The organism is Acetobacter sp. P5B1 (genome assembly GCF_018811985.1).
GTDB lineage: Bacteria > Pseudomonadota > Alphaproteobacteria > Acetobacterales > Acetobacteraceae > Acetobacter > Acetobacter cerevisiae.
This window is the reverse complement of record NZ_JACRVS010000004.1, coordinates 91,361-116,846: the sequence shown is the minus strand read 5'-3', so window position 1 is coordinate 116,846 and position 25,486 is coordinate 91,361. Positions and strand designations below refer to the sequence as shown.

At 58.3% G+C, this 25,486-nt stretch carries 26 protein-coding genes and 1 tRNA gene; 20 read left to right on the top strand and 7 right to left on the bottom strand.

Going from position 1 to position 25,486, the window contains the following annotated elements; all coding sequences use genetic code 11:
- The first annotated feature begins 89 nt into the window (after positions 1-89).
- The gene (locus tag KP703_RS04160; RefSeq protein ID WP_252353823.1) at positions 90-2,234 is read left to right on the top strand and encodes a prolyl oligopeptidase family protein; all 2,145 of its coding nucleotides are present in this window, start codon (positions 90-92) and stop codon (positions 2,232-2,234) included.
- A 168-nt stretch (positions 2,235-2,402) separates the two neighbouring features.
- Here KP703_RS04160 and rpsU read toward each other — a convergent pair whose 3' ends face one another.
- Positions 2,403-2,606 carry a 30S ribosomal protein S21 gene (rpsU, locus tag KP703_RS04155; protein ID WP_006557524.1) on the bottom strand — a complete coding sequence of 68 codons (204 nt, stop codon included), beginning with the start codon at positions 2,604-2,606 and terminating at the stop codon, positions 2,403-2,405.
- Between the two features lie 202 nt (positions 2,607-2,808).
- Here rpsU and def point away from each other — a divergent pair, with 202 nt between their 5' ends.
- From def to KP703_RS04130, 5 genes are read left to right on the top strand one after another with little or no spacing between them, the layout of a single operon-like run.
- Positions 2,809-3,339 (top strand): peptide deformylase, encoded by a 531-nt coding sequence (gene def, locus KP703_RS04150; protein ID WP_215753884.1) that lies wholly within the window; start codon positions 2,809-2,811, stop codon positions 3,337-3,339.
- Complete coding sequence (locus KP703_RS04145; RefSeq protein ID WP_215753883.1) at positions 3,336-4,001, top strand: rpsU-divergently transcribed protein; 666 nt, start codon at positions 3,336-3,338, stop codon at positions 3,999-4,001. Before def ends, KP703_RS04145 begins: the two co-directional genes overlap by 4 nt.
- A gap of 33 nt (positions 4,002-4,034) precedes the next feature.
- Positions 4,035-4,565 (top strand): MarR family winged helix-turn-helix transcriptional regulator, encoded by a 531-nt coding sequence (locus KP703_RS04140; RefSeq protein ID WP_062141934.1) that lies wholly within the window; start codon positions 4,035-4,037, stop codon positions 4,563-4,565.
- A complete protein-coding gene (locus KP703_RS04135; RefSeq protein ID WP_215753882.1) occupies positions 4,555-5,286 on the top strand; it encodes a response regulator in 732 nt (243 codons plus the stop codon). Before KP703_RS04140 ends, KP703_RS04135 begins: the two co-directional genes overlap by 11 nt.
- A gap of 24 nt (positions 5,287-5,310) precedes the next feature.
- Entirely contained in the window at positions 5,311-6,690 is a 1,380-nt protein-coding gene (locus KP703_RS04130) for an ATP-binding protein (RefSeq protein ID WP_062141935.1), read from the top strand.
- A 14-nt stretch (positions 6,691-6,704) separates the two neighbouring features.
- Here the strand turns inward: KP703_RS04130 and KP703_RS04125 are convergent, their stop codons facing one another.
- Entirely contained in the window at positions 6,705-7,241 is a 537-nt protein-coding gene (locus KP703_RS04125) for an outer membrane protein assembly factor BamE (protein ID WP_062141952.1), read from the bottom strand.
- Between the two features lie 283 nt (positions 7,242-7,524).
- Here KP703_RS04125 and KP703_RS04120 point away from each other — a divergent pair, with 283 nt between their 5' ends.
- The 7 genes from KP703_RS04120 (at position 7,525) to KP703_RS04090 (ending at position 11,952) form a co-directional block, all read left to right on the top strand.
- On the top strand, positions 7,525-8,079 hold the full coding sequence (locus KP703_RS04120) for a DUF177 domain-containing protein (protein WP_061492047.1): 555 nt from the start codon (positions 7,525-7,527) through the stop codon (positions 8,077-8,079).
- Positions 8,080-8,237: 158 nt separating this feature from the next.
- A complete protein-coding gene (gene rpmF / locus KP703_RS04115) occupies positions 8,238-8,441 on the top strand; it encodes a 50S ribosomal protein L32 (RefSeq protein WP_025825885.1) in 204 nt (67 codons plus the stop codon).
- A 78-nt stretch (positions 8,442-8,519) separates the two neighbouring features.
- The gene (plsX, locus tag KP703_RS04110; protein ID WP_062141937.1) at positions 8,520-9,626 is read left to right on the top strand and encodes a phosphate acyltransferase PlsX; all 1,107 of its coding nucleotides are present in this window, start codon (positions 8,520-8,522) and stop codon (positions 9,624-9,626) included.
- A gap of 70 nt (positions 9,627-9,696) precedes the next feature.
- Positions 9,697-10,662, top strand: coding sequence for a beta-ketoacyl-ACP synthase III (locus KP703_RS04105; protein WP_043550742.1), 966 nt, complete (start codon positions 9,697-9,699; stop codon positions 10,660-10,662).
- An 80-nt stretch (positions 10,663-10,742) separates the two neighbouring features.
- A complete protein-coding gene (locus tag KP703_RS04100) occupies positions 10,743-11,069 on the top strand; it encodes an integration host factor subunit alpha (RefSeq protein WP_264820944.1) in 327 nt (108 codons plus the stop codon).
- Positions 11,056-11,814, top strand: a complete 759-nt coding sequence (locus tag KP703_RS15580; protein WP_252353822.1) for a MerR family transcriptional regulator — start codon at positions 11,056-11,058, stop codon at positions 11,812-11,814. The genes KP703_RS04100 and KP703_RS15580 overlap by 14 nt, the downstream gene beginning before the upstream one ends.
- A 64-nt stretch (positions 11,815-11,878) precedes the next feature.
- Positions 11,879-11,952: transfer RNA gene (locus KP703_RS04090), tRNA-Pro, on the top strand.
- A 77-nt stretch (positions 11,953-12,029) separates the two neighbouring features.
- On the opposite strand, the gene KP703_RS04085 is transcribed toward KP703_RS04090, so the two are convergent.
- A complete protein-coding gene (locus tag KP703_RS04085; RefSeq protein ID WP_062141938.1) occupies positions 12,030-13,151 on the bottom strand; it encodes an AI-2E family transporter in 1,122 nt (373 codons plus the stop codon).
- A 183-nt stretch (positions 13,152-13,334) separates the two neighbouring features.
- Between KP703_RS04085 and murJ the strand changes: the two genes are divergently transcribed.
- Together murJ and KP703_RS04075 are read left to right on the top strand one after the other, a co-directional pair.
- Entirely contained in the window at positions 13,335-14,885 is a 1,551-nt protein-coding gene (gene murJ, locus KP703_RS04080) for a murein biosynthesis integral membrane protein MurJ (RefSeq protein ID WP_215753881.1), read from the top strand.
- Positions 14,886-14,966: 81 nt separating this feature from the next.
- The gene (locus KP703_RS04075) at positions 14,967-16,235 is read left to right on the top strand and encodes a UdgX family uracil-DNA binding protein (RefSeq protein WP_215753880.1); all 1,269 of its coding nucleotides are present in this window, start codon (positions 14,967-14,969) and stop codon (positions 16,233-16,235) included.
- A 44-nt stretch (positions 16,236-16,279) separates the two neighbouring features.
- Here KP703_RS04075 and KP703_RS04070 read toward each other — a convergent pair whose 3' ends face one another.
- Both KP703_RS04070 and KP703_RS04065 read right to left on the bottom strand, forming a co-directional pair.
- Positions 16,280-16,570, bottom strand: coding sequence for an integration host factor subunit beta (locus KP703_RS04070; protein WP_043550604.1), 291 nt, complete (start codon positions 16,568-16,570; stop codon positions 16,280-16,282).
- Between the two features lie 208 nt (positions 16,571-16,778).
- A complete protein-coding gene (locus KP703_RS04065; RefSeq protein ID WP_062141941.1) occupies positions 16,779-17,240 on the bottom strand; it encodes a MucR family transcriptional regulator in 462 nt (153 codons plus the stop codon).
- Between the two features lie 399 nt (positions 17,241-17,639).
- On the opposite strand from KP703_RS04065, the gene KP703_RS04060 reads away from it, so the two are divergent.
- The gene (locus tag KP703_RS04060; protein ID WP_215753879.1) at positions 17,640-19,052 is read left to right on the top strand and encodes a mannose-1-phosphate guanylyltransferase/mannose-6-phosphate isomerase; all 1,413 of its coding nucleotides are present in this window, start codon (positions 17,640-17,642) and stop codon (positions 19,050-19,052) included.
- 117 nt (positions 19,053-19,169) lie between these two features.
- Here KP703_RS04060 and KP703_RS04055 read toward each other — a convergent pair whose 3' ends face one another.
- Together KP703_RS04055 and trxB are read right to left on the bottom strand one after the other, a co-directional pair.
- Positions 19,170-20,051, bottom strand: coding sequence for a LysR family transcriptional regulator (locus tag KP703_RS04055; protein ID WP_062274098.1), 882 nt, complete (start codon positions 20,049-20,051; stop codon positions 19,170-19,172).
- Positions 20,052-20,152: 101 nt separating this feature from the next.
- A complete protein-coding gene (gene trxB, locus KP703_RS04050) occupies positions 20,153-21,106 on the bottom strand; it encodes a thioredoxin-disulfide reductase (RefSeq protein ID WP_062274108.1) in 954 nt (317 codons plus the stop codon).
- Between the two features lie 184 nt (positions 21,107-21,290).
- Between trxB and KP703_RS04045 the strand changes: the two genes are divergently transcribed.
- The 4 genes from KP703_RS04045 to gshB all read left to right on the top strand — a co-directional run bounded on the left by KP703_RS04045 (position 21,291) and on the right by gshB (position 25,485).
- Positions 21,291-21,776: an Lrp/AsnC family transcriptional regulator gene (locus tag KP703_RS04045; RefSeq protein ID WP_197464004.1), complete on the top strand. Its 486-nt coding sequence runs from the start codon at positions 21,291-21,293 to the stop codon at positions 21,774-21,776.
- The gene (locus tag KP703_RS04040; protein ID WP_062274097.1) at positions 21,773-22,891 is read left to right on the top strand and encodes a glycosyltransferase family 2 protein; all 1,119 of its coding nucleotides are present in this window, start codon (positions 21,773-21,775) and stop codon (positions 22,889-22,891) included. The genes KP703_RS04045 and KP703_RS04040 overlap by 4 nt, the downstream gene beginning before the upstream one ends.
- A 74-nt stretch (positions 22,892-22,965) precedes the next feature.
- Entirely contained in the window at positions 22,966-24,369 is a 1,404-nt protein-coding gene (locus tag KP703_RS04035) for a glycosyltransferase family 39 protein (protein ID WP_215753933.1), read from the top strand.
- A gap of 114 nt (positions 24,370-24,483) precedes the next feature.
- Positions 24,484-25,485, top strand: coding sequence for a glutathione synthase (gene gshB / locus KP703_RS04030; RefSeq protein ID WP_215753878.1), 1,002 nt, complete (start codon positions 24,484-24,486; stop codon positions 25,483-25,485).
- The last annotated feature ends 1 nt before the right edge of the window (position 25,486 follow it).

The following is a 25,486-nucleotide window of genomic DNA, read 5'->3' as shown; positions in this document are numbered from 1 at the left end:
ATCGGGGGTTTTTCTTTTGGTGGACTGTTTTTCAATACGGTGAAAAAACAGTCTGCATGACACATCAGAGAATTCCGGGAACGGTGAGAATGCGTTTGAAACATTGGATTCTGGCAGGGGCGGCCTCTGCGCTTGTCATGGCAGCTGCGGCCCCGGATGCGCAGGCAGCCGATGCGCCTGCAGGCGCTGTACCGGTTATCACGGCGACCACAAACACCACGTTTCTGGATGACATCCACGGGCAGCAGGCGATGGCGTGGGTGCGCGCCCAGAACCTGCACACCACCAGCACACTGGAAAAAGACCCACGCTATGCCGGGTTTTATAAGGATGTGCTGACTGGCCTTCAGGCTCCGGATCGTCTGGCCATGCCGTCGCTTATGGGCGGGGCAATCTGGAATTTCTGGCAGGATGCCGCCCATCCGCATGGGATCTGGCGGGAAGCTACACAGGCCTCTTACCTGAAAAAAACACCCGATTGGGCTGTGCGGCTGGACGTGGACGCGCTGGCGAAACAGGACGGCGTGAACTGGGTCTTTAAAGGTGCAAACTGCCTTGCCCCGGCGGATGAGCATTGTCTTGTGGCGCTGTCCGATGGTGGGGAAGATGCCGAGACGCTGCGGGAATTCAACACAAAAACCGGCCAGTTTGTGCCCGGTGGCTTTGTGTTCTCACGCTCCAAGCAGACAGCAGCCTGGGTGGATGCAAACACGATTCTGCTGGCTCGTGACTGGGATGGAAAAGGCACCACGCTGACACCATCCGGGTATCCGTTTGTGGTTAAAACCATGGTGCGTGGGGCGGCTGCGGGAGCGGAAAAGGAACTCTTCCGGGGTGAGGCGTCCGATATGGCCGTCATGCCTATGGTGCTGACAGATGGGGATGGGCATCAGTTGGCGATGATCCAGCGGAGCGTGAACTTCTTTGAAACGCGTTATGCCGTGGTGGACGGAGGCAAAACCCTGCGCTGGCTGGCGCTGCCGGCCAAAAGCGAAATTCAGGGGATGCTTAAAGGCCGTCTGATTGTCTCTATTGAGGAAGACTGGCACCCGGCCGGCCAGACGATCATTCCCGCAGGCAGCCTGCTTTCTGTTGATCCGGCTGCGGTGGAGCAGGGTGTGCAGGTGATTTTCACGCCCGGCCCGTCTCAGTCGATTGATCAGGTTGGTGTGACTAAAAATACCGTTCTGGTCAGTCTGTTTGATAACGTGCGTGGCCGCGCCATGCGCTTTACGCCCACACAGGCAGGCAAGTCCTGGCAGGCTACGGCTCTTGCTCTGCCGGACATGACGTCGGTTCATATTGTGGATACCGATCATGCGTCGGATACGGCGTTTCTCAGCGTAGAAGGCTATCTGGAGCCGTCTCAACTCTGGTTGCTGGAGGGCAAGGGGCAGCCGCACAAGGTCAAATCTGCTCCGGCCCGGTTCAAAACTGACAAGCTGGTGACAGAGCAGTTCTGGGCGACCTCCACGGATGGCACGCGGGTTCCGTATTTCATCGTGCATCGGCGCGACATGAAGCTGAACGGTGCAAACCCGACGCTGCTGACGGCTTATGGTGGCTTTCAGGTCTCCTACACCCCTCTTTATGCGCCGGAAATTGGTCAGCTCTGGCTGGACCGTGGCGGCGTGTATGTGGTGGCCAATATCCGGGGCGGTGGTGAGTTTGGTCCGGCCTGGCATGAGGCAGGGCGGAAGTCCGGGCGGCAGAAAGTCTATGATGACTTTGCATCTGTTGGGCGGGACCTGATAAGCCGCAAGATTACATCCCCGCGCCATCTGGGTATTCGTGGTCGTTCCAATGGTGGCCTTTTGTCTGGCGTGCAGATGACGCAGCATCCGGATTTGTGGAATGCGGTGATTATCGGCGTGCCGCTGCTGGATATGGAGCATTTTGAAACCATGTCCGCCGGGGCTTCATGGGCTGCGGAATATGGCTCCATGTCTGTTCCGGCAGAGGCGGATTTCCTGCGTTCCATTTCTCCGGTGCAGCATCTGAAAGCAGACGTGTCCTACCCGGAGCCGTTCATTTTTACAGCGACCAGTGATGACCGCGTTGGCCCGGTGCATGCCCGTCGCTTTGCGGCACGGCTGGAAGCGCTAGGCAAACCGTTCTTCTACTATGAAGATATTGAAGGTGGTCATTCCGGCACGGTCAACGCACCGGAAGTGGCGCATGAGCGGGCGCTGGAAGCCATCTATCTGTCTCATCGTCTAATGGATGCGGACTGAGGAATTGTGTCAGGCCGCTTCGTTGCCTGATGATGGGAGAGCCGGGGGCAGGGTGGCCTGTTTCCGGTTCTATCCTGTTCTGCCGCGTTGACCATTCAGGCGCAAAACAAAAAAAGGGCGGGACACGTGCTGTGTCCCGCCCTTTTTAGCGCATGGAGTGCGGAAGCTTTAGAAGCCTTCGCGCTCGAGACGCTTGCGTTCCATTTTACGGGCGCGGCGCACGGCCTCCGCAGACTCACGCGCTTTACGCTCGGAAGGCTTTTCGAAATGACGACGCAGCTTCATTTCACGGAAGATGCCTTCACGCTGCATTTTTTTCTTGAGCGCTTTGAGAGCCTGATCGACATTGTTGTCACGGACGAGAACGTGCACTTGGCCACTAACCCCTGTTTCAGAAAACCCGGATAATCCCGGTTTTGACGTGATATGGAAAAAGACTCGGTAAAGCACCTGCGTGCTACCGATTCCTCTATTGGCGGCGTCTATAGCACGGGCTTGCGGAAAGACACAATTCGTTCTTGCCTCTCAGCAACAAACTCTTGTGACTATTTAACAGAGCTATAAGGAGGCGGGTATGGCTATCTTGAAAATTGCGCGGATGGGGCACCCGGTTTTGCTCAAACGGGCGGAAGATGTGGCGGACGTGAACGCGCCGGACATCGGGCTTCTGATTCAGGACATGATGGAAACGCTGGCAGATGCCGGAGGCGTTGGGCTGGCTGCGCCGCAAGTCTATGTTTTAAAAAGGCTTTTTCTGTATTCCGTGCCGGAAAGCCGGAGCGAGGGCGAGGATGATCCGCCGTGCGGGGTGCAGGTTCTCATTAACCCGGTTCTGGAGCCGGTGGGGGATGACCTGGTGCCGCGTCTGGAAGGATGCCTCTCTATTCCGGGCCTGCGCGGGGAAGTGCCGCGTTACAAACGGGTCCGCTATGCGGGATATGATCACATGGGCAAACCCGTGGAAGGCGTAGCCTCGGGGTTCCGGGCCAATGTCATGCAGCATGAAATGGATCATCTGGACGGGATTCTCTATCCCATGCGAATGGATGATCTGGGAAAGCTCGGATTTGATACCGAGATAACGCGATACGGAGTGCGGACATGACCACAGGATGGGGCAAGGTCGAGCAGGCAATTTCTCTTGCCGTGGCAGGGCTGGCCACAGGCAGTATGCCCGCGCCCATAGAACGGGATGCCGTACGGGATGATGCGCTGCGTAAGCTGGCGGCGGTTGCCGGGGAGCGCGGCTGGAGCGTGCCTGTGCTGCGGGATGTAGCCGGGCCGGAAGCGGACCTGCTGTTCCCAGGTGGGGCAGTGGAGATGGTGGAGGCCTGGTCTGACCTGTGTGACCGCGAAATGGTGGTCGCCATGCTTGAGACAACCGAACCGCGCCTGAGCCAGCGCGTGCGGCAGGCCCTTCTGCTGCGTCTGCCGGTGGATCAGGCCATGCGGGCCGGGGCCAGAACCGGATTTGCAACGCTGGCCACGCCCTGTGCGCGCGGCGCGTTGCGGCGGTCACTGATGCGGACCATCAACGCGATCTGGCAGGCGGCGCAGGATGACTCGTCGGGCATGACCTACGTCACCAAACGTCTGACGCTGGGCGCAGTCTACGGCACGACTCTGCTCTACTGGCTGGCGCGCGGGCAGAATGAAGCCGCTTTGGCGTCGTTTATTGATCGTCGTCTGGCCGGGGTGCTGCGTCTGGGCAAGCTGCGAGCCCGGCTGAGTGGCCGGCGTCCGGTCGCGCGTCCGGCTACAGTTTGAGCGCCACGCCATGCGGCAAAAGGGCAGGCGCTGATGACAACCGGATATCGCCCGCATGATGAAGCCGGGGCGGGCCTGCTGTTCCTGCGGGAAGAGCAGCTCCGGCTGGCGCAGGCCATGATGTTTCTGGCGGGGCGCGATATGGCCGCAGCGCTGGAACCGATTCTGACGGAAGAAAAACTGGGGAGCGCGCATTACCGGGTGTTGCAGGTGCTGGCCTTCAGCCCGGGTATTCCGGTCAGCCGTCTGCAGGATACGCTGGGTGTGACCAAGCAGAGCCTCGGGCGGACGCTGGGCGAGTTGCAGGAGCGCGGCTATCTGGACAGTGAGACCAGTCTGAGGGATCGGCGACAACGGCTGTTGCGACTCAGCAAAGAAGGGCAGGCTGTGGAAGCCCGACTGTTTGCTGTTGTGCGCCAGCGCCTGAGTGCAGCCTATCGGGAAGCAGGCGGCGCGGCCGTGGAAGGATTCCGCCGCGTGATGCACGGGATGCTCTCCGAAAGCAGTCGCGCCATGATGGCAGATGATGCCGCAGGACGAAGAAAGGGACGCAATGGAACTTAGCCACCGCGATATTGTGCCGGAAGAAGGGATGGCACCGCATGTTATTGTGGTGGATGATGACCCGCGTCTGCGGCGTCTGCTGCAACGGTATCTGTCGGAGCAGGGGTTTCGGATCAGTGTAGCGGCCAACGCGGCGGAGGCCCGGCAGACGTTGCAGGGAATCCAGCCCGACGCCATGGTGCTGGACGTGACCATGCCGGGGGAAAACGGGCTGGAACTCACCCGTGCCCTGCGTGATGCCGGACAGGACCTGCCGATTGTGCTGCTGACGGCACGGGGCGAACCTGCCGATCGGATTTCCGGTCTGGAAGCTGGTGCGGATGATTACCTGGGCAAGCCGTTTGAGCCACGGGAACTGCTGCTGCGACTTAAGGCGCATCTGCGGCGACTGGCCCCGGTGCCTGCCTCGGACAATTTGCGAATTATTCGCCTGGGCGAGAAGGAGTTTGACCCCGTGCGGGCGCTGCTCTCCGGCCCGGAGGGGAATGTGCATCTGACTGGCGGTGAGGCCGCGCTTCTCTCCGTGCTGGCGCGGCGTCCGAATGAGGTCTTCTCTCGCGAGGAGATTGCTCGCGCGCTGGATATGGCAGAAATTGGAGAGCGCGCGGTGGATGTGCAGGTCACACGGCTGCGGCGTAGGATTGAGCCGGACCCGCGTGAACCGCGTTTTCTGCACACCATCCGGGGGCGCGGCTATGTGCTCAAGCCCGGTGTGCAGTAAGGGAGCGTCGTTAGTGTTGCGGGCATGAAAAGACGACCCCTCAAGCTGTTCCCCTCGGGGGTGTTGAAATCCCGCAGTATGGAAAAATCTGTGCGGCGGGTGCTGCCTCGCTCTCTGCTGGGGCGCTCTCTGCTGATCGTGCTGATCCCGCTGCTGGTCACGCAGGCCATCTCACTGGAACTGTTTTACGGGAACTTCCTCAAGGTTGTGTCCCGCCGCCTGTCGGACAGTGTGACGGCGGATATTGTTCTGTCCCTCAATGCGCTGGAGCATTTGCAAAAGCGGAGCGACAAGGACTGGTTCGTCGCGCAGGCGCGGGACCATTTGCAGCTGGTGGAAACATGGCACCCTGGTGCCCGCCTGCGTCGCTTCGGATTTAATCACATCACCGGCCCGATGGATGATGATCTGGCGCATGCGCTGGATAGCGCCATTGATTATCCGTTCTTTGTGAACTGGAAGAGCGATCCGCATACCGTGAAAATTGCCATTCAGTTGCCTGATGGCGTGCTGGATGTGGATGCGCCGCGTAAACGGCTGGATATGGGGCAGATCTGGCTCTTTGTGGGCTGGGCGCTTAGCAGCTCCATTCTGCTCTTTGTGGTGGCCAGCCTGTTCATGCGCAATCAGGTGCGGGCCATCCGCCGTCTGGCGCGGGCTGCTGAGCAGTTCGGGCTGGGGCGGGATATCGGGCCTATCAAGCCGGAGGGTGCGCAGGAAGTGCGGAAGGCTGCTGTGGCGTTTAACCGCATGCAGGACCGGATCTATCGTTTTGTCTCGCAACGTACCGGCGTTCTGGCCGGTGTCTCGCATGATCTGCGGACGCCTCTGACCCGCTTGCGTCTTTCTCTGGCCATGATGCCGCGCACCGGAACGATTAAAGGGGAAGAGCTAAGTCCAGACGTCGATGACATGATCGGGGATGTTGTCGAGATGGAACACATGATCGGCAGCTATCTGGCGTTTGCCCGCGGCGAGGGGGCCGAAACGCCGGAACAGGTTGAGATGGTGCCTTTTATTGAGGACGTCGTGACGGCTGCGCGCCGGGCCGGGGCACGGGTTGAGTCTGTCACGGTGCAGCCCGGTCTCTCTGTTCACATGCGGCCTGATGCCATGAAGCGCGCCCTGACGAACCTGCTGGACAATGCCCGCAGGCATGGCGGTGCAATTGCCATAACGGCTTACGCTATGCAGGAAGGCGTGTGTGTTCTGGTGGATGATGACGGGCCGGGAATCCGTCCTGAGCGGCGCGAATCCGTTTTTCGGGCGTTTGAGAGTGGCCGCGGTGGGGGGACAGGTCTGGGCCTGACAATCTCGCGCGATATTGTGCGGGCCCATGGGGGAGACATGGAACTGGATGCCTCGCCCGCCGGAGGGCTACGCGTCAAACTGATCCTGCCCTGAGGGCAGGGGGGAGCTTAGAGCGAGTTGCCTGCGCCGAAGTGACCCGGGCCGCTGTTGCCGCCCATCATGCCGGTGCCCGTTCCGCCACCGCTGGAGTTCATCATGTTCTGCATCGGGTTGTAGCGGCCCACATTCCCCAGAATCTGCTGCAGGATGTTGATGCTGGTGCCCGGTGTGGGGGTGACCTTGCTGATCATGGCTACGGAGCGGCTGTCTTTACGGTTCAGGGTGCGCAGGCTTTGCAGCATGCCGGCTCCGTCAAACTTCAGAACAACCACCTGCTGCTTGTCGATCCCCGGAAAATCCAGCGGCTTCATGTAGGTGGTCATGGAAATGTAGATCCACGTATTATCGTCAAAGGCCCCCTTGGTGGTGGGGGAGCCCAGAAGATCCACCGCATCAGCGCGCGTGCTGGTGCCCGGGGTCAACTGATTGTAGTCATCCGCTTCAATCAGCGAGCCACGGGGAATGGGCGTGGGGGCAAACACGGAACAGCCGGAAATGACAAACACAGCAGCAAGGGCACCACAGGCGGTGCTGAAGCGCGTCATACTTTTCTTGCGGTGCGGTGTCATGGCGGTAAGGCGTCCCCAAATCTGTGCGGTCACTCTGAAGAAGGTATGATCTTTCAGGCTGCGGCATGCAGGAAGACCTACTCTGTCGGATGCCCCAACGGGCTCTGTGCGTCAATTCCTGAATTGCGTAGGGGGTGGGTTTTCAGGCTGATCATTGCGCTTGGGGCGCTTTATGTTAGGGCTGCAAAAAGGCGTTCCTGCAAATCCGCAGCGGGAAGCCTGTCTGTTTTTTAAGAAGCTAGAGTTTCAGGAGGTTTCCATGCCCCATAAGCCGGAATTTTCCCGTCCCGTTGCCGTGCGTCGAATCGGCGCGTCCGGACTGGATCTCACGGTCGAGGCAACGCCTGCGGAGTGCGGACAGATTGCCAGACGGCTTGGTCTGCCTGAAATCAGCATGTTTCGCTGCAAATATACACTCACTCTGGGCCGGCGGGATCTTGTGTCCGCCCACGGGGCTCTGGCCGTGCGCTTTAAACAGACATGTGTTCGCACGCTGGAGCCGTTTGAGGATATGCTTGCAGGCTCTTTTGCGGTGCAGTTTGTGCCCGCAGAACATTTTGAGGAAAGTGCGGCCCCGGATCTGGAAGCCGTGGATGAGATTCCCTATGAAGGGGAATCGATAGACCTTGGGGAAGCCGCTGTTGAGCAGTTTGCTCTGGATCTGGAGCCTTATCCACATGCTCCGGACGCCAGCCTGCCCGAAGGGCTTGTGATAAGCGAGGAAGAGGCGGAAAAGCTGGCTGAGAAGGACGCAGCGGAGAAAAAAGTTAATCCGTTTGCCGATCTCGCACGGTTGCGTCGCAAAGATAGCTGACGTGTGGCAGTAGGTTTTATTGCGCTCTTGCTTGCGAAAGTGGCGGCTCTCTGCTAGAGGCCGCCCTCAATCTGGTGATTAACCTGTTTTGTCTTTCGGCGGTGTGGATTGTCCACGGTGCCGGTAGTCTTTAGATCTGTTTGGAGGGGCTCGGTCCCATGGCTGTACCCAAAAGAAAAACTTCGCCTTCACGTCGTGGCATGCGTCGCAGCCATCAGGCTCTGCGTGTGGAGGCTCATGCTGAATGCTCCAACTGTGGTGAGCTGAAGCGCCCGCACAACATCTGCAGCCACTGCGGCCACTACGATGGTCGGGAAGTGATTGCAGCTGGTAAGGCACTGAAAGTCGCTGTTCGCGCCTGAGGGCAGGCGGCTCACATTGCCATGAGGTAATGTGGTTGTACGGGAGTAAGGCATCTGCGGCATGGCAGAGAAGCAGGCATGAGCGATAGAGAGATTTCCGAGAATTCCCCCACTGAACAGAGTGAGGTTTTCAGCCTTGCGGTTGATGGAATGGGGGGGGACGGAGCTCCCGACGTGGTCGTTGCCGGGCTTGCCATTGCAGCTGATCGCCATCCCGGGATGCGTGTGCTTCTGACGGGTGACGAAGCCCGTCTGCGCCCGCTTCTGGCGCAGCATCCCAAGGCGGAAGCAATCTGCACCATCTGGCACACAGATGCCTCAGTCCCCATGGACATGAAGCCCACCGCCGCCCTGCGCGTGCGTCGGTCTTCCATGCGTCTGGGGATGGATGCCGTTGCAAGTGGCCGCGCCAAGGGCGTTGTGTCCGCTGGCAATAGTGGTGCCATGCTGGCTCTGGCCAAAATTGTCGTCAAAACCATGCCCGGTATTTCCCGGCCCGCCATGGCAGCCATCAGCCCCACCATCAAGGGCGATGTGGTCATGCTGGACCTTGGGGCCAACGTGGCGTGTGACTGGCGCAATCTGGTTGAATTTGCCGTGATGGGCGAGGCCTTCGCCAAGGCAGTGCTGGGGCTTCCCGCACCGCGTATCGGGCTTCTCAACATCGGCTCGGAAGAGCTGAAGGGTGATGAAAAGCTGCGGGTTGCGTATGAAGCCCTGCGTGAAAGCCCGCTTGCGGACCAGTTCCACGGGTTTATCGAAGGTCATGACATTACGGCGGGTACAACCGACGTAGTGGTGACGGACGGCTTTACCGGGAACGTGGCCCTCAAGACGGGTGAAGGTGTGCTGAAAATGGCCACCTCTCTGCTGCGGCAGGTCTTCAATCGCGGCATTATTTCCAAAATTGGCTATCTGCTCGTTCGCCCCGGCCTTGAGCGCATGAAGGAATGGCTTGATCCTCGCCGTCGTAACGGCGCGGTTTTTGTCGGCCTGAATGGCGTAGTGGTGAAGTCTCACGGCGGGACTGATGCCGAAGGATTTGCTGCGGCAGTGGATGTGGCCATGGATATGGTCACGCATGGATTTAATGATGGTATTCGTGAGCGTCTGACCCATATGGGGGCGCTTCTTTCCCGTCAGCAGGCCTCGCTGGAGCGTGAGCCTGAGGCGACGGCTTCCTGATCAGACAAGGTTCGGGGCACTGGCCGTCAGGCAGTCCTGAATGCCGGTGTTTGATAATGAAAGAACGGTAATGGCGAGACGTTCGCTTCTGGTAGGGTTTGGCGGGTTCCTGCCGGATCGGGTCGTGTCTAACGATGAACTGGCAGCCCGGCTTGAAACCTCCGATGAATGGATAAAAACCCGTACCGGCATCACCCAGCGTCACATCGCAGGTGAGCATGATACGGCGACCAGCATGGGAGCCGCCGCAGCGCGCAAGGCGCTGGACTATGCGGGCCTGAGTGCGGATGACATTGATGCCGTGATTGTTGCGACATCCACCCCCGATCAGGCTTTCCCGGCGACTGCTGTGCGGATTCAGGCTGAACTGGGGATGAAGCAGGGTTTTGGATTCGATCTGGCTGCGGCGTGCTCCGGGTTTATTTATGGCCTCTCCACAGCAGATGCTTTTATTCGGGCCGGGCAGGCGCGGAATATTCTGGTCATTGGTAGTGAAGTCTATTCCCGTATTGTCGACTGGTCTGACCGTGGTACCTGCGTGCTGTTTGGGGATGGGGCAGGGGCGGTTGTACTTTCCGGCTCAGATGCACCGGGCGAACAGGGGCTGCTGTCTACCCACCTGCATTCCGATGGCACAGCGGGTGATCTGCTCTATGTTGATGGCGCTGTAGGGCGCCGCGATAAAAGCGGTTTCCTGAAAATGAGCGGGCGCGATGTGTTCCGGCATGCCGTCGCCAAGCTGTCCTCTTCCGTAGATGAGGCCCTGAAGGCTGAAGGTCTGGAATATTCAGACGTCGCCTGGCTGGTGCCGCATCAGGCGAATATCCGCATTATTGAAGGCGTGGCCAAAAAGCTGAACCTGCCTGCCGAGCAGGTGGTGATAACGGTGGATCGACACGCCAATACCTCAGCGGCCTCGATTCCGCTGGCGCTGGATGAAGCTGTGCGGGATGGCCGTATCCAGAAAGGTGATCTGGTGCTGATGGAAGCACTGGGCGGCGGCCTGACCTGGGGCTCCGCGCTCGCCCGTTTCTAACGGCATTTCCAAAATTCTGATGGCATCACGACGGGCGACCTTACGAGAGAATTGACGAGGTCGCCCAACGTGTTACTTTCATCAGTATGGAAACTGTCACGCGTGCCTCTCTGGTCGAGCAGATTTATCAGCAGGTTGGGCTGTCCCGTAAAGAATCGGCTGTGCTTCTGGAAGATATTCTGGAAACAGTCATGCTTGCGCTTGAACGCGGTGAAAGCGTCAAGATCAGTGGTTTTGGGACTTTTTCCGTAAGGCAAAAAGGCCAGCGCTGCGGACGTAACCCGAAAACGGGTGAGGAAGTCCCGATTCTCCCGCGTTCCGTGCTGGTTTTCCGCCCGAGTCAGCTGCTGCGTGCAGCCATTAATCACGAGCCGCTTGAGGGTGGCGAGGCGTATGACGATGAGTGACACCGACCATCCTTCTTCCATCACAGATCCTTTCGGCCTGCCGGACGAGGAAACTGGTGCGCTGGCCCGTACAGAAAAAGGGCCGCTTGCGTTTCGCACCATCAGTGAAGTGGCTGATGAGTTGCATGTGCCTCAGCATGTGCTGCGATTCTGGGAAACGCGTTTCGAGCAGGTTCGCCCGCTGAAAAGAGGCGGCGGTCGCCGGTATTATCGTCCGGCAGATGTCGAACTGCTCCGCCATATTTCTGATCTTCTGTATGCCAAAGGCTACACCGTAAAAGGTGTGCAGCGTCTCCTGCGTGAAGGGGACGCCGAAGCGGTTCAGCAGAGTCCTGCAGTAACAGAAGCTGTTCCAGAACCGACGGCCGCTTTGTCTGAAGAGACGCAGGGATCAACGGAGTCTGTGGCTTCGGACGCAGGCACTCCTCCCGTCGCTGAGCCAGTTTTAGCTACGAATTCGGAAGAGCATGAAGAGCCGGCTGAGAGTCCGGCTGTTACGCAGACCTCAGACCTTCAGGAGCCGCAAAACGCGGAGGAGCAGCCTCAGGAGATTGCTGTTCAGCCTGAAAATGTTCCCGAGGCTGCACCTGCACCTGCACCTGCGCCTGCATCTTCAACACCGGCGGCGGACGCTGTGTCTGGTGAATTGATGCGTCGGCTGGAAAAGCAGAATGGGCAGTTGAAAAACGATCTGGCTGATATTCTGGTGGAGCTGGAAGCATTCCGTAATCGCCTCACGGCATGAAAAAATCCGTAAGGTGGCTTGTGCGTTGTGAAGGGGCCTGCTAAACACCCTTTCACCAAATGGACGGGCAGTAGCGCAGTCTGGTAGCGCATCAGTCTGGGGGACTGGGGGTCGTGGGTTCGAATCCCGCCTGCCCGATATTTGTTTATTTGGTTTTCTGAAAAATTTCAGAGCGGTTGAGTGGGTGTTCAGAACTTGAACACCCTTTTTGCTGTTCAGGCTTCTACAGCGTTGTTGCCCGCAGTCCAGCGGCGCCACAGCAGATTGAGGGCCGCCATGGCCGCAGGGCCAACAAACAGGCCCAGCAGGCCCCATGTTTCCGCACCACCCAGAATACCCAGCAGAACCCACAGGAAGGGGAGCTGCGTGCTGCCGCCAATAAGAACCGGGCGGATAAAGTGGTCAGCCACAAAAATCACCACAGCGCCGATGCAGAACGTCACGATGCCAGCGAGGGATGCGCCCTTCATCAGGATCAGTAATGACACAAGGCCCACGGCAATCATGGCGCAGAAGGGGATCATAGCGGCGACGGCCGTGATGACACCGAACAGGGCAGGGTGCGGTGCCCCAGCAATGGTATAGACAATGCCCATCAGCAGCCCTTCCCCAATGCCAACCAGCACCAGACCCAGCACTGTGCCGTGGACAGAGGCGACAATCTGGCGGGCAATGGTTTCTCCGCGTTTGCCAAAGGCGCGCCGGGAGGCAATGCGACACTGGCGAATGACAGAGGTGCCGTCTTTATAAAGAAAAAACAGGGTGATGATGGAGAAGCAGAACAGCGTGCCACGATGCGCAATCTGCGACCCAAGAGCCTTGGTAATCGCCATGCCCTTGCTGTCCAGCGCCCCCGTCAGGTTGGAAACGTCTTCCGGGTTGGAGAGGTGAGCCTGCCACCAGTGCGTAAGGGTCTGGCTGCCAAAAGGCAGGCGGCCAAGGGCGTCAGGCACTGGCACACCGTTTTGCCGGGCATGTTCCAGCCAGCTGAGCGCACTCTGGGCTTCGCCGACGGCTTCCAGCGTGATGAGCATTAGCGGAATGACAAAAATCAGCGCCATGGCTGCCGTAAAGAGAAGCGGTAAAATGGTCCCATTGGCGGCTTTAGGCCAGGCTGCCTGAGCGCGCGTATAGAGCGGCCATGTGGCAATGGCGAACACCCCGCCCCATACCAGCGCCGGCAAAAATCCATGGATCGTGTAAAGAGCAACGGCGAAGATAAAAAATGCCAGAACGTTACGCGCTGTTTCCTGCCCTTTTCTGGAGCGCTGGCTCGGTTTGACCAGAATACAGCGTGGATGCCCGGAACCTGTGGGCTGGCTTGTGGTGTCTGGCATATGGGGCGTCTCTCCTCTTACCCAGTAAAAAATATCATTATTGACAAGTTTGCGCGTTCCCACGCTTTCGGTCGAGCAAAATATAGAGGAGGTGGGGCTCTGCACAGGGGCGGCTTTTATTTGAGCTTTGAAAGCTTATCCCCCTATCTCTAAAGGGAAGGCTGCCCGTATAAGCAGTCTGTCATGCTCAAAAATTTTCTTACTGTTGGCGGCTGGACCATGCTCAGCCGTATCCTTGGTCTGGTGCGGGATCAGCTTCTGGCGGCCTTCATGGGCGCAGGTGCTTTGCAGGATGCCTATCAGGTGGCGTTCCGGTTGCCGAACATGTTTCGGCGGCTGTTTGGCGAGGGAGCATTCAACGCAGCCTTTGTCCCGCTGTTTTCTTCTGTCCTGACTAAGGAAGGGGAAGAAGAAGCCCGGACATTTGCGCGGCGGGCGCTGGGCGTCATGCTGCTCTGGCTGCTGTTCCTGTGCGTGCTGGGGGAAATCTTCATGCCGCAGGTGGTGCGGCTGATTGCCCCCGGATTTTTGCAGACGGGCGAACGCTATGCGCTGGGTGTCAGCCTCAGCCGCATTACGTTTCCGTATCTGGTGTTGATCTGTGCAGCAGCTTTGGTGGCGGGCGTTCTCAACGGGTTGCATCGCTTTGGTATGGCCGCAGCCGCCTATCTGGCATTCAACGTGGTGGGGATTGCCGCCATCCTGTTCGCCTCGCCGTTTTTGCCGAATGTGGCGTATGCGGCGGCGTGGGGTGTGACAGCCTCCGGCGTGGCACAGCTTGGCTTGCTGCTTTGGGCGGCGCATCGGGCGCAGTTTGGGCTGATGCCGCTCTGGCCTGCTTTAACACCTCGCATCCGTCTGCTGGTCCGCCGCATGGTGCCGGGGCTGGTGGGGAGTGGCGTGGGGCAGATCAACCTTACCGTTGATACGATCATCGGAACCCTGCTGCCTTCAGGCAGTGTCTCGCTGATGTATTTTGCGGATCGTATCAATCAGCTGCCGCTCGGTGTTCTGGGCGCTGCGGCCGGGACGACCTTGCTGCCGGTGCTGACGCGCCATCTGGCTGCCGGTGAGCATGATGCAGCCCATTCCGCCCAGAATCGCGCCATGAGTTACGTGCTGATCCTCACGCTTCCCGCTGTGGCCGGGTTGCTGGCGCTGGCTGGCCCGATCATGATTGTTCTGTTCGGGCATGGCTCCTTTACCGAGCATGACGCGTTTCTGTCTGCTCAGGCTCTGCGCGCCTACGCCATCGGGCTTCCGGCTTTTGTGCTGGTGAAAGTCTTCTCCCCGGCCTTCTTTGCTCGTGGGGACACACGCACGCCCGTTTATGTCGGGATTGGCATTCTGGTTCTGAACTTTCTGCTGAACCTGCTGTTCATGAAGCCGCTGGCCCATATGGGGCCGCCGCTGGCCAGTAGTCTGGCCGCCTGCGCCAATGTGGCGTGTCTGGCGATCCTGCTTATGCGGCGTAAGGCGTTGCAGGTTTCCGGGATCGAGCAGTTCAGAATGTTCAAGACGGCCTGTGCGGCGCTTCTTATGGGAGGGCTGTTGCTCGGGGCGCAGGCTCTTCTGGCGTTCCCGTCCGGGTTGAGTGTCCGGATTCTGTGGCTTGGCAGCATGGTTGGTCTTGGGGCCGTTCTGTATGGTGCGCTGCTGCACGTGTTCGGCATTATGAATGCTGCAGATATTCTGGCGCGCTTTCAGCAGCGTTTGCGCAAACGTCGTGCGTGAGGTGTTGAGGCAGGCACCTCTGCGTTCTGAGGACGAGCCTTAAGCATCGCGCTTTGTCGCTAAAGGGAAGAGGGGAAAACCGTGACAGAAATTGTTCTGGCGCATCAGGTTGATCTGAAAACATGGCGACAGGCTGCGCGGCACTATGCTTTGGCAGGCACGCCGCCTGAGGCCTTGTCCTGGCGGGTGGCGCAGTCGGCTGAGGAGGCTCAGCAGGTTTTTCAGGTCGCCTCCGCCGAGCAAACCGATCCTAATGCTGTGCTTCACCTGCCGCGTCGGCTCGTGGAGTGGATTCTTCTGGGGCTTCAGGCGTCGTCGCCCGAGCGGTTTGATGCGCTCTATCGTCTGGTTTTTCGCGTCGTGCAGGATCATCTGGATCTGACGACGGCACCTGATGATCCGGATGTAAGCAGGGTGGTGGCGCTTGTGGAGGCCGTTAAAGCCGAAACGGAGCAGTTCCGGCTCGAATTTGCTCGTGTTTTTGCAGACTCCACCCAGACCGTCTGGTCAGCCACGCCAACCGCTTATGTGGTGGAAGGCAACGCGGCTTATTGTATGGCGCGCTATGCACGGCCATGGGAAATCCGCACTGCCTACCGGAGCATGAAGTGGGATGGCAGAGTCCTGTGGTTTGGCGCGGGCGGTGCAGACTCTACAGTTGAGCCTCAGGGAGGCTGGCAGCAGGCTGGGCAAGGGATGTGGCAGGACTGGCCCCGTACAGTTCTGGTGCCGGACAGTGCGGAAGTCGAAACCACAACATCGCTGGATGCTCTGGCCACAGAGGCGATGGATTGCCGGTCCTGCGCGCTCTGGCGTCCGGCCTCTCGCACAGTATTTGGGGAAGGGTCTCCTACCGCACGTGTGATGCTGGTGGGTGAGCAGCCGGGGGATCAGGAGGATCAGGCTGGGCGTCCGTTTGTGGGGCCAGCTGGTCAGGTGCTGGAGCGGGCGCTTGAAGAGGCCGGGCTGAGCCGCAACACGGTCTACGTGACCAATGCGGTTAAACATTTCCGCTTTACCTGGCGGAATGGTCGCCGCTTGCATCAAAAGCCGGAGCAGGAGTCTGTGCAGGCCTGCCAGATGTGGCTGGATGCAGAACGACGGCTGATTCAGCCTGCCTTGATTGTCATGATGGGGGTGACGGCCGCGCAGAGTCTGCTGCATCGCCCGGTCACGATTTCTCGTGAGCGATCTCGCATTTTTCCGTTTGGAGAAGGGAGCCAGGGACTGGTGACAGTTCACCCTTCCTATTTGCTCCGCCTGCCCAGTGAGGCCGACAAGCAACGGGAGTATGCCCGTTTTGTAGAAGATCTGCGGCGCGTGAACGCATTTATGGATAGTCTGACCTGATGCCTTAGATCAGGACAGGCGCTAAAATGCGCCTGATAGGGATATCAGGCTTTACGCGCTTTATTGATGCGGGCGTGCAGGTCTTTCCCTGTTTTAAAGAACGGGATGTATTTTTTAGAGACCTGAACCTGCTCGCCTGTTTTCGGATTGCGACCAATGCGCGGGTCTCGTTCCTTGATGGAAAAAGCCCCGAAGCCCCGTAGCTCTACGCGATTATTGTCTGCCAGACTGCTGGAAATAGAGTCGAAGACAGTATTGACGATCAGATTGATGTCCTTGAGCTGCAGATGCGGATGTTTCTGCATGAGTGCGGCAATAAGCTCAGACTTGGTCATGGTCCACCTTCCAAATTCTGGAATATCAACCTGCCGGACAATCAGGGGGCCAGCGGATCTGCGTGACAAAAAGGGACGCCAAATAAAAAAGTGCGCTACCCGCCATAAGGCCGGTGCGCACTTCAAAATTCACTAAGCCGGAGTGATCCGTCAATACATAAATGGTCTGACAGCACGAACCAGAGGAATACTGTCAGACTTTGAAAGATCAGGCTGTCGTTTTTTTGCCGCGGCGGCCACGTGCGCCAGCGTCTTCACCTTCCGGCGTTGCATGGATTTTGCGGCCCAGACCAATCTCACGCGCCAGAGTGGAGCGGCGTTCTGCATAGTTCGGAGCAACCATGGGGTAGTCAGCCGGCAGGCCCCAACGCTCACGATACTGTTCCGGCGTAATGCCATAGGCGCTCTGCAGGTGGCGCTTGAGCATTTTCAGTTTCTTACCGTCTTCCAGGCAGACGATGTAGTCAGGGAACACAGAGCGTTTGACCGGAACGGCGGGCTGCAGCTTTTCCGGTTCGTTCTGCGGCTGATCAGCCGTTTTCAGAGCCTGATACACATCACGGATCAGGGTGGGGATCAGAGCAGGATCGGTCTGGTTGTTGGAAACGTGTGCCGAAACGATTTCTGCCGCCAGATCAAGAATGTTGGGATAGCTCTGGTTCTCTGTCATGATAATTCCGTTTATTTGTTGGGCTGAATGAGTCACCCATACTATTCCAGTTCTTGTTTGTGAATACAGAATATAGCAATGTGATTGAATAAAATTGAATGTGTCAGGAAAAACATCTCTGGGAGAGAGTGAAAGAGGAGATGTATGCAAGTAAAATAAACATTTGGTAATCTATTTTAAGGATGATTTGTCTTGTTCGCTCTGTCTGCGCAGCCACGGTGGGTAATCGCCGGAGTTTGTTTTTGAGACACTGGTATTTGCAAATGGCATAATTGACTTTACGGTTTGGCCTACTATCCAAAACGACTGTGCTGCGTGCAGACAGTCCTCTTAATAGGCACCGATTGGCTGCTATAACTCTTTAATATTTGTAAGATCCCGGAATAAGGACTGTTCAAAATGATCGTGCCGGTTGTGCTGTCTGGTGGAACGGGGAGTCGGCTATGGCCCATGTCTCGTGCCAGTTTCCCTAAACAGCTCTGGTCGCTCGTGAGTGAGCGCAGCATGCTTCAGGAAACCGTGCTGCGCGGGAAGGTCGCGGGTTTTGCGCCGCCTGTTATTGTTTGTAACGAAGAGCACCGTTTTTTGATTGCCGAGCAATTGCGGGAAGTCTCGGTGGCAGACCCCCGCATTATGCTGGAGCCGGTTGGGCGGAATTCCGCGCCGGCTATCACGGCGGCGGCCCTGCTGGTGGCGCAGACACATCCGGACGCTGTGTTGTGGATGATGGCGGCAGATGCTGACATCAAAAAGTCGGACGCGTTGACGCAGGCGATGGAAAAAGCCGTGCAGGCAGCGGAGCAGGGACGGGTGGTGACATTCGGGATGACCCCGACCCGCCCGGAAACCGGATATGGCTATATTGAAAAAGGCGACCCGCTGCCGGGTGTGGATGGGGCTTTTACAATCCGTTCTTTCCGGGAAAAGCCTGTGCAGGCCGTTGCGGAAGACTTCGTAAAAGACGGTAACTACTTCTGGAATTCCGGCATGTTTGTCTTTCGGGCGGATGTGTTGCTGGATGAAATGCGCCGTTACGCACCGGAGGTTTTGCAATGCGTCCAGGATGCTTTTGAAAAACGTAAGACGGATCTTGATTTTATCCGGCTCGATAAAGAAGCATTTGCGCAGGCCCCGGATATTTCCATCGATTACGCCGTAGCTGAGCATACACAGGTTTCAGCCGTGATCCCCGCAGATCTCGGGTGGTCGGATGTCGGGAGCTGGGACGCGCTGTGGGATATCAGTCCGAAGACGGCGGAAGGTAACGTGCTGCTGGGCGATGTTTTAGCGGAAGATGCGCATGGTTGTTACGTGCGGTCCGAGGGGCCGCTGACGGCTGTGACCGGGCTGGATGATGTGGTTGTTGTGGTGACCAGTGATGCGGTGCTGGTGACCCATAAAGATCGCGCGCAGGACGTTAAGAAAGTGGTGGACCGCCTCAAGAAAGACGGGCGCTCAGAGGCCTCGGCGCACCAGAGGAATTATCGTCCGTGGGGGTTCTATGAAGGCCTGATCCGCAATGAGCGGTTTCAGGTAAAACGGATTGTGGTCAATCCGGGCGGCAAGCTGTCTCTCCAGAAGCATTTTCATCGTGCAGAGCATTGGGTTGTTGTCGAAGGCGTGGCGCTGGTTACGAAGGGCGACGAGGAGTTGCTGGTGCGTGAAAATGAGAGCGTCTATCTGCCGCAGGGCTGTGTGCACCGGTTGGAAAACCCCGGAAAAATTCCGTTAACGCTGATTGAAGTTCAGTCGGGGGCCTATCTGGGGGAAGACGACATTATAAGACTGGAAGACAGTTATAATAGAAATTGATAAATAAAGACTGAGTAAAGGCATAAAAAAAGCTCCCGGAAAGGGGAGCTTTTTTTATGTCATCCGCCCGACTCGTTCTCACGTGCCGGCAGGCAACCGAGTCTGAAAAGCCTGAGTTCAGCGAATGCCGAGCTCGCTCATCAGGAAATCCCGGAAAACAGCAACGCGTTTGGAGCTGCGCAGCTCTTCCGGATAGACAAAATAGGCATCGACTGTCGGGGTCGTCAGGTCAGGCAGAATCTGAATAAGATCAGGGAACTGCGCGGCCGCATAGGTCGGAATGGACCCGATGCCCAGCCCGGCGGCAATGGCGGATGCCATGGCGGCCATGCTGTTCACTTCCAGACGGGCATTCTGTCTGGTTGTGCCGTGCCGTGTGCTTTCAGCCAGCCAGTTGATGTGGGCAACCGGCGGATGATGCTCTCCGAATAACACGAGCTGATGCGATGAGATTTCCTCAATGCTTCGCGGCATCCCGTATTTTTCGATGTAGAGCGGAGCCGCAAAAATCGGCAGATGGAAGTCTGCCAGATGCCGCTGGATAAGGTCAGGCTGCCGGGGCGCATGCATACGCACGGCAACGTCAGCTTCTCTCATCCCCAGATCAAGGTCGCTGTCTTCCAGAATAAGACAGATATCAATGTCTGGATTGGCAGCCATAAACTTGTGCAGCCGCGGCATAAGCCAGCAGTTGCCAAAGCCTGTGGTTGTCGTAACCCGCAGACGTCCTGCAGCTTTTTCCTTACTTTCGGTCAAAAGCGTCTGGGTCATTTCAAGTTTTGAAAAGACCTCGCGCACCGTCTTGTGCAGCGTCTCGCCCTGTTCAGTGAGGATCAGTCCTCGGGCGTGGCGATGAAAAAGAGGAACCTGAAGGACGTCCTCCAGCGCGGAAATCTGCCGTGAAACAGCAGATTGGCTTAGGTTAAGCACATCTCCCGCGTGGGTAAAGGAACCGGCTTCCGCCACAGCATGGAATACCCGGAGTTTGTCCCAGTCCACGCACGCCTCCTGCAAATTGAATGAAGTTATCAGAGCATAATTATCATGCTTCGAGTTTCATTACGTGCAGTAATTGCCGGGATGGGTCAAGGGATGACCTGTTATTCAGCCCCCAGTTCAGCCAGATAGCGTTCAGCATCCAGAGCGGCCATGCAGCCTGTGCCGGCAGCGGTCACGGCCTGACGGTAAATCTTGTCCTGCACATCACCGGCGGCAAACACACCGGGGACGGAGGTACGGGTGGTGCCGGGGGTTGTCTCAATATAGCCCTCTGCATCCAGCGTGACCTGCCCCTTGAAAATTTCAGTGGTGGGCGCGTGGCCAATGGCGATGAAGATGCCATCCGCCGGCAGGTCCTGCGTTGTGTTGTCCAGCGTGTTGCGCACACGAATGGCACTGACCGTCGGCGGTGTGCCGGTGGCAAGAATGTCTTCTACTGTCGTGTTCCACAGGATGGAGGTTTTCGGGTTCTTGAAAAAACGATCCTGCAGGATTTTCTCAGCGCGCAACGTGTCACGCCGATGCACCAGTGTGACGTGGGCTGCGTGATGTGTCAGATACAGAGCTTCTTCCACAGCAGTATTGCCGCCGCCCACCACAACCACGTTCTTACCGCGATAAAAGAAGCCATCGCACGTCGCGCAGGCGGAAACACCGGCACCCTGCAAGGTTTTCTCGCTGGGCAGGCCGAGCCATTTGGCCTGAGCGCCGGTGGCGATGATGACGGACTTTGCGACATATTCCGTGCCGGAATCACCCATCAGGCGGAAGGGGGAGCCGGATTTGAAATTCACGGAGGTGATGATGTCGTATTCAATCCGCGTGCCGACATTCTGGGCCTGTGCCGCCATCTGTTCCATCAGCCAGGGGCCCTGGACGGCTTCGGCAAAGCCGGGATAGTTTTCGACATCAGTGGTGATGGTCAACTGACCGCCGGGCTGCAGACCCGCTACCAGCACGGGGGCCAGATTGGCGCGTGCGGCATAAATGGCGGCGGTATAGCCCGCGGGGCCCGCGCCAATAACAAGCAGATCGGTGGTGATGGTTTCACTCATGAGGAAGGCAGACCTTTGCGTGCTGGGAGCCATGATGCGTTGAGACGCACTCTCTTGCCTTGCGATATGGCGGGTGGATGCATGGAGAGCAAGAGCGGAACCCGTTTGCGGCGTATGCGTGTGCGTGGCATATACACCGCAGATTGTTTTGAAAAAGGCTACGGCGAGAAATGGATCAGGCAAGGTGACGGAACTGGACGCTGTTGACCTTCGTATTGTGGCGGAACTTCAGGAAGACGGGCGCATGACCAACGTCGAGCTGGCCCGCCGCGTTGGAATTTCTGCCCCGCCCTGCCTGCGGCGCGTGCGGCGGCTGGAAGAGCTGGGCGTGATCCATGGCTATCATGCAGACCCGGATGCCGGGGCGCTGGGCTGGCCGATCACCTTTTTTGCGCTGATCGGGCTGGATAGTCAGAAAGAAGCTGTTCTGTCCGAATTTGAGGAAGAACTGGCCCGCTGGCCGGAAGTGCGCGAGTGCCACATGATTCGCGGGGGAGGAGACTTCCTTGTTCGTCTGATCGCCCGTGATGCAGCGCATGAAAATTCTCTGACCCGCCGTCTGACGGAGGGTCCTCATGTGATCCGTGTGCAGACGTTGCAGACAATCCGCACAAGTCTGGACCGTACCGGTGTGCCGATTTTTCCGCTTAGCGAGGGCGGTGTCGCGTGACTGAGGCGGCGGTGATTACCGCAGACGTGCAGGCTGGCCCCGAGATCAGCGTTATTGTTCCCTGCTATAATGAGGTCGGGAATGTCGGCCCGCTGGTCGCTGCGCTGGAGCGCGCGCTGGCAGGGCGGCGCTGGGAAGTCATTTTTGTGGATGACAATTCCCCGGATGGCACAACCGCTGCGGTTCGCGCCATTGCGCAGAGGGATTCCCGCGTGCGCGGTCTGTGCCGCATCGGTCGTCGCGGATTGTCCTCTGCGGTAATCGAGGGCGCTTTGTCTTCTTCCGCACAGGTTGTCGCCGTCATGGATGGCGACATGCAGCATGATGAAAGCCGCCTCGGCGCACTGGTGGATGCCGTGCAGAGTGGTGCGTGTGATGTTGCTGTGGGGAGCCGTCATGTTGAAGGCGGCGATAATTCCGGTCTGGCCAATGCCTGGCGGCATGCCTTGTCTGATGGCGGCATTAAGCTCGCGCAGCTGATCCTGCCCGTTAGACTGGGTGACCCGATGAGCGGGTTTTTTGCCCTGCGGCAGGACACGTTTGCGAGGATTGCACCGCATCTGTCTGGCACGGGTTTTAAAATTCTGGTCGATCTGTTGCTGTCATCTCCTCAGCCTTTGCGTGTGCAGGAAATTGCATGTGGGTTCCGGGAGCGGCTGGCCGGTGAAAGCAAGCTGGACGCGGTGGTTATGCTCCAGTTTGTCGCCTTGCTGCTGGACAAAGTTTGTCGTGGCTGGTTGCCCCTGCGTTTTGTGGCGTTTGCGCTTGTCGGGCTGATCGGGATTGGCACCAATCTGCTGGTCATGCAGGCAGTTAAGGCGCTCGGGGCCGATTTTTCCATGGCGCAGGGGATTGGCACGGTTGTCGCCATGATCGTCAATTTCCAGCTGGATAATAATTTCACCTATCGTGACAGGCGCCTGCGTGGCGTGCGCTGTCTCTGGGGGCTGCTGCTGTTCATGCTGGTTTGCTCTGTTGGCGCACTGGCCAACGTCGGGGTGGCAGACATGGTTTATAATCAGAACCGCGAGTTTAATGAGGCCAGTGTAGCCGGCGCTCTGATTGCGGTTGTGTGGAACTACGCCATGTCCGCCACTATTATCTGGCGGCCGTGACCTTTCGCGCGCCACGCGCCGGACTCTGGAGGTGGGGCGTCGCGCTTGTAGTGCTGACGCTCTTCCGTCTGCTTATGGCAGCATGGGTGCCCCTTACGCCTGATGAAGCCTATTATCGTATTTGGGCTTTAGCGCCTGCCGCTGGATATCTGGACCATCCGCCACTGGTGGCCGTCTGGATCCGGGCCGGGATGGCGCTTTTTGGCGATAACGCTTTGGGTGTGCGGGCCATGGGGCCGATTTCCGCACTGGCTGGTACGGTTTTTCTTGCTCTGACCGCACGTGACTGGCTGCGGGCACGGGAAGCGACGGCGCAGTCTGGCATGTCCTTGATGCCTGATGCGGGGATGGTGCGAACCGGCCTGCTGCTGAACGGAACAGTGGCGCTGGGTGTCGGCACACTGATCATGACGCCCGATACGCCGCTCCTGTTTTTTATGGCGTTGCTTGTCTGGAGCCTCGGGCGTGTCTGTCTGGCCGGGCAGGGGGCTGGCTGGCTTCTGGTCGGGCTGGCGGCCGGACTAGGGTTTGAAAGTAAATATACTGCTGTCTTGCCTGTTTTCGGGGTTGTGGTCTGGCTCTTCCTGACACGCGCCGGGCGCAGCTGGTTGAAAACGCTCTGGCTGTGGGCTGGCGGTACTGTTGCAGTGCTGTGTGCCGGGCCGGTGATCTGGTGGAATGCGACGCATGGCTGGGTGAGCTTTCTCAAGCAGGGTGGCCGGACGGGCGACTGGCATCCGGCAAAAATATTCACCTATTTTGGCGAATTACTGGGCGGTCAGGTCGGGCTGGCCTCGCCGGGTGTCTTCGTGTTTTTTCTAGGTGGTTTCTGGCTGCTGTGGCGGCAGAAAGACAGCTTTTCCCGCCTTTTGCTGTTGATGATCCTGCTGCCAGCCGCCGTGTTTGTGCAGCATGCGTTTGGCGCACGCGTGCAGGCTAACTGGCCCGTGGTGTTGTATCCGGCTCTTGCTGTTGCGGCAGTCCTGCCCGTCTGGCGCGGATGGAAGGCGTCCAGCCTGCTGGGCATGGCATTGGTCGGCGTGATTGTGGTGCAGGCTGTTTTCTCGCCTGTGAGACTTTCCCCGCATTTTGACATGACGTTGCGGATGATGGGCGGCTGGCAGAGTTTTGCGCAGACCATTGCTGCTCGCACGCCTGCCTCTGCCGTGTTGATTGCAGATGAATATGGTCTGGCGGCTGAACTGTCGTTTTACGCCCCCAAAGACCGGAAGGTGATGGCGGTTGAGCCACGCTGGATACTGTTTGATTTGCCGCGTGCCGCATGCGGGGAAGGGTATCTGATTCGCAGCCACAGACGCCATGATCAGCCGGATGCGGCTCACTTTATCGTGCTGGGTGAGGAGGAGCCGGAGGTGCGTCAGCGGCAAGGGGCTGTAGCTGATACGTATTCAGTTTTTCATGTGCGGATGCGGTGTGATGCCGCAGGGCATAGTCTGAATGCCGTCATGCTGCCTTGAAAAAAGGTCTCAAAAGAGAGCGTTCAGTCCTGATGAATCCTTCGTCCGTTTGGACAGAGGGCCGGAACAGGATTACGGTGGTATAAGAGTAATGAAAAAGGAAAGCGGGGGCGTATGTCATCTCCACTGAATGTGGCCGTCCAGATGGATCCTCTGGAGCACATCAATATTGATGGTGATTCCACATTCGCCATGATGCTGGAAGCGCAGGCTCGGGGGCATGCGCTGTTTGTGTATGAAGTCGGCTCCATGGCGCTGGGTGAAGGCGTGACCGAACCCGGTGGGGCGGTCAGAGCGCGCGTGAGTGCCGCAGTTCGCCCCGTGACCGTGCAGCGCGAACAGGGGCGGCATGCCAGCTTTGGCCCGGTGACCCGGCGCTCGCTGGGGGAGATGGACGTGGTGCTGATGCGTCAGGACCCGCCTTTCGACATGGCCTATATTACGGCAACGCATCTGCTGGACCATGTGCATGGCATTGGTCCGGGCAAGGCGCTGGTGGTGAATGACCCGCGTTGGGTGCGGGATTCCCCGGAAAAGCTTCTGGTTACTCACTTCCCCGGCCTGATGCCGCCAACGTTGGTGACATGGGATGTGGAAGAAATCCGCGCGTTCCGTCGTCAGTGGCGCGATATTATCGTCAAGCCGCTCTTCGGGAACGGTGGCAGCGGCATCTTCCGTATTCGGGAGGATGACCAGAATCTGAACGCGCTGCTGGAAATGCACTTTGCCCGCTCCCGCGAGCCGCTGATGATCCAGCGCTATGAGCCAGCCGTGAAGTCCGGCGACAAGCGCATTATTCTGGTGGATGGCAAGCCGGTGGGGGCGATCAATCGGGTGCCGTCCGGTGAAGATCATCGCTCGAACATGCATGTGGGTGGTGTGGCCCGCAAAGTCGGGCTGACCGCGCGGGACGAGGAAATCTGTGCTGCGATCGGGCCGTTCCTGAAAGAACATGGCCTGATTTTTGTCGGGATTGATGTGATCGGGGATTACCTGACGGAAATCAACGTAACATCCCCGACGGGGCTTCAGGAACTGGAACGCTTTGACGGGATTAACGCAGCAGGGCTGATCTGGGACTGTATTGAAGCAAAGCTGGCGGGGAAGGCGTCCTGAT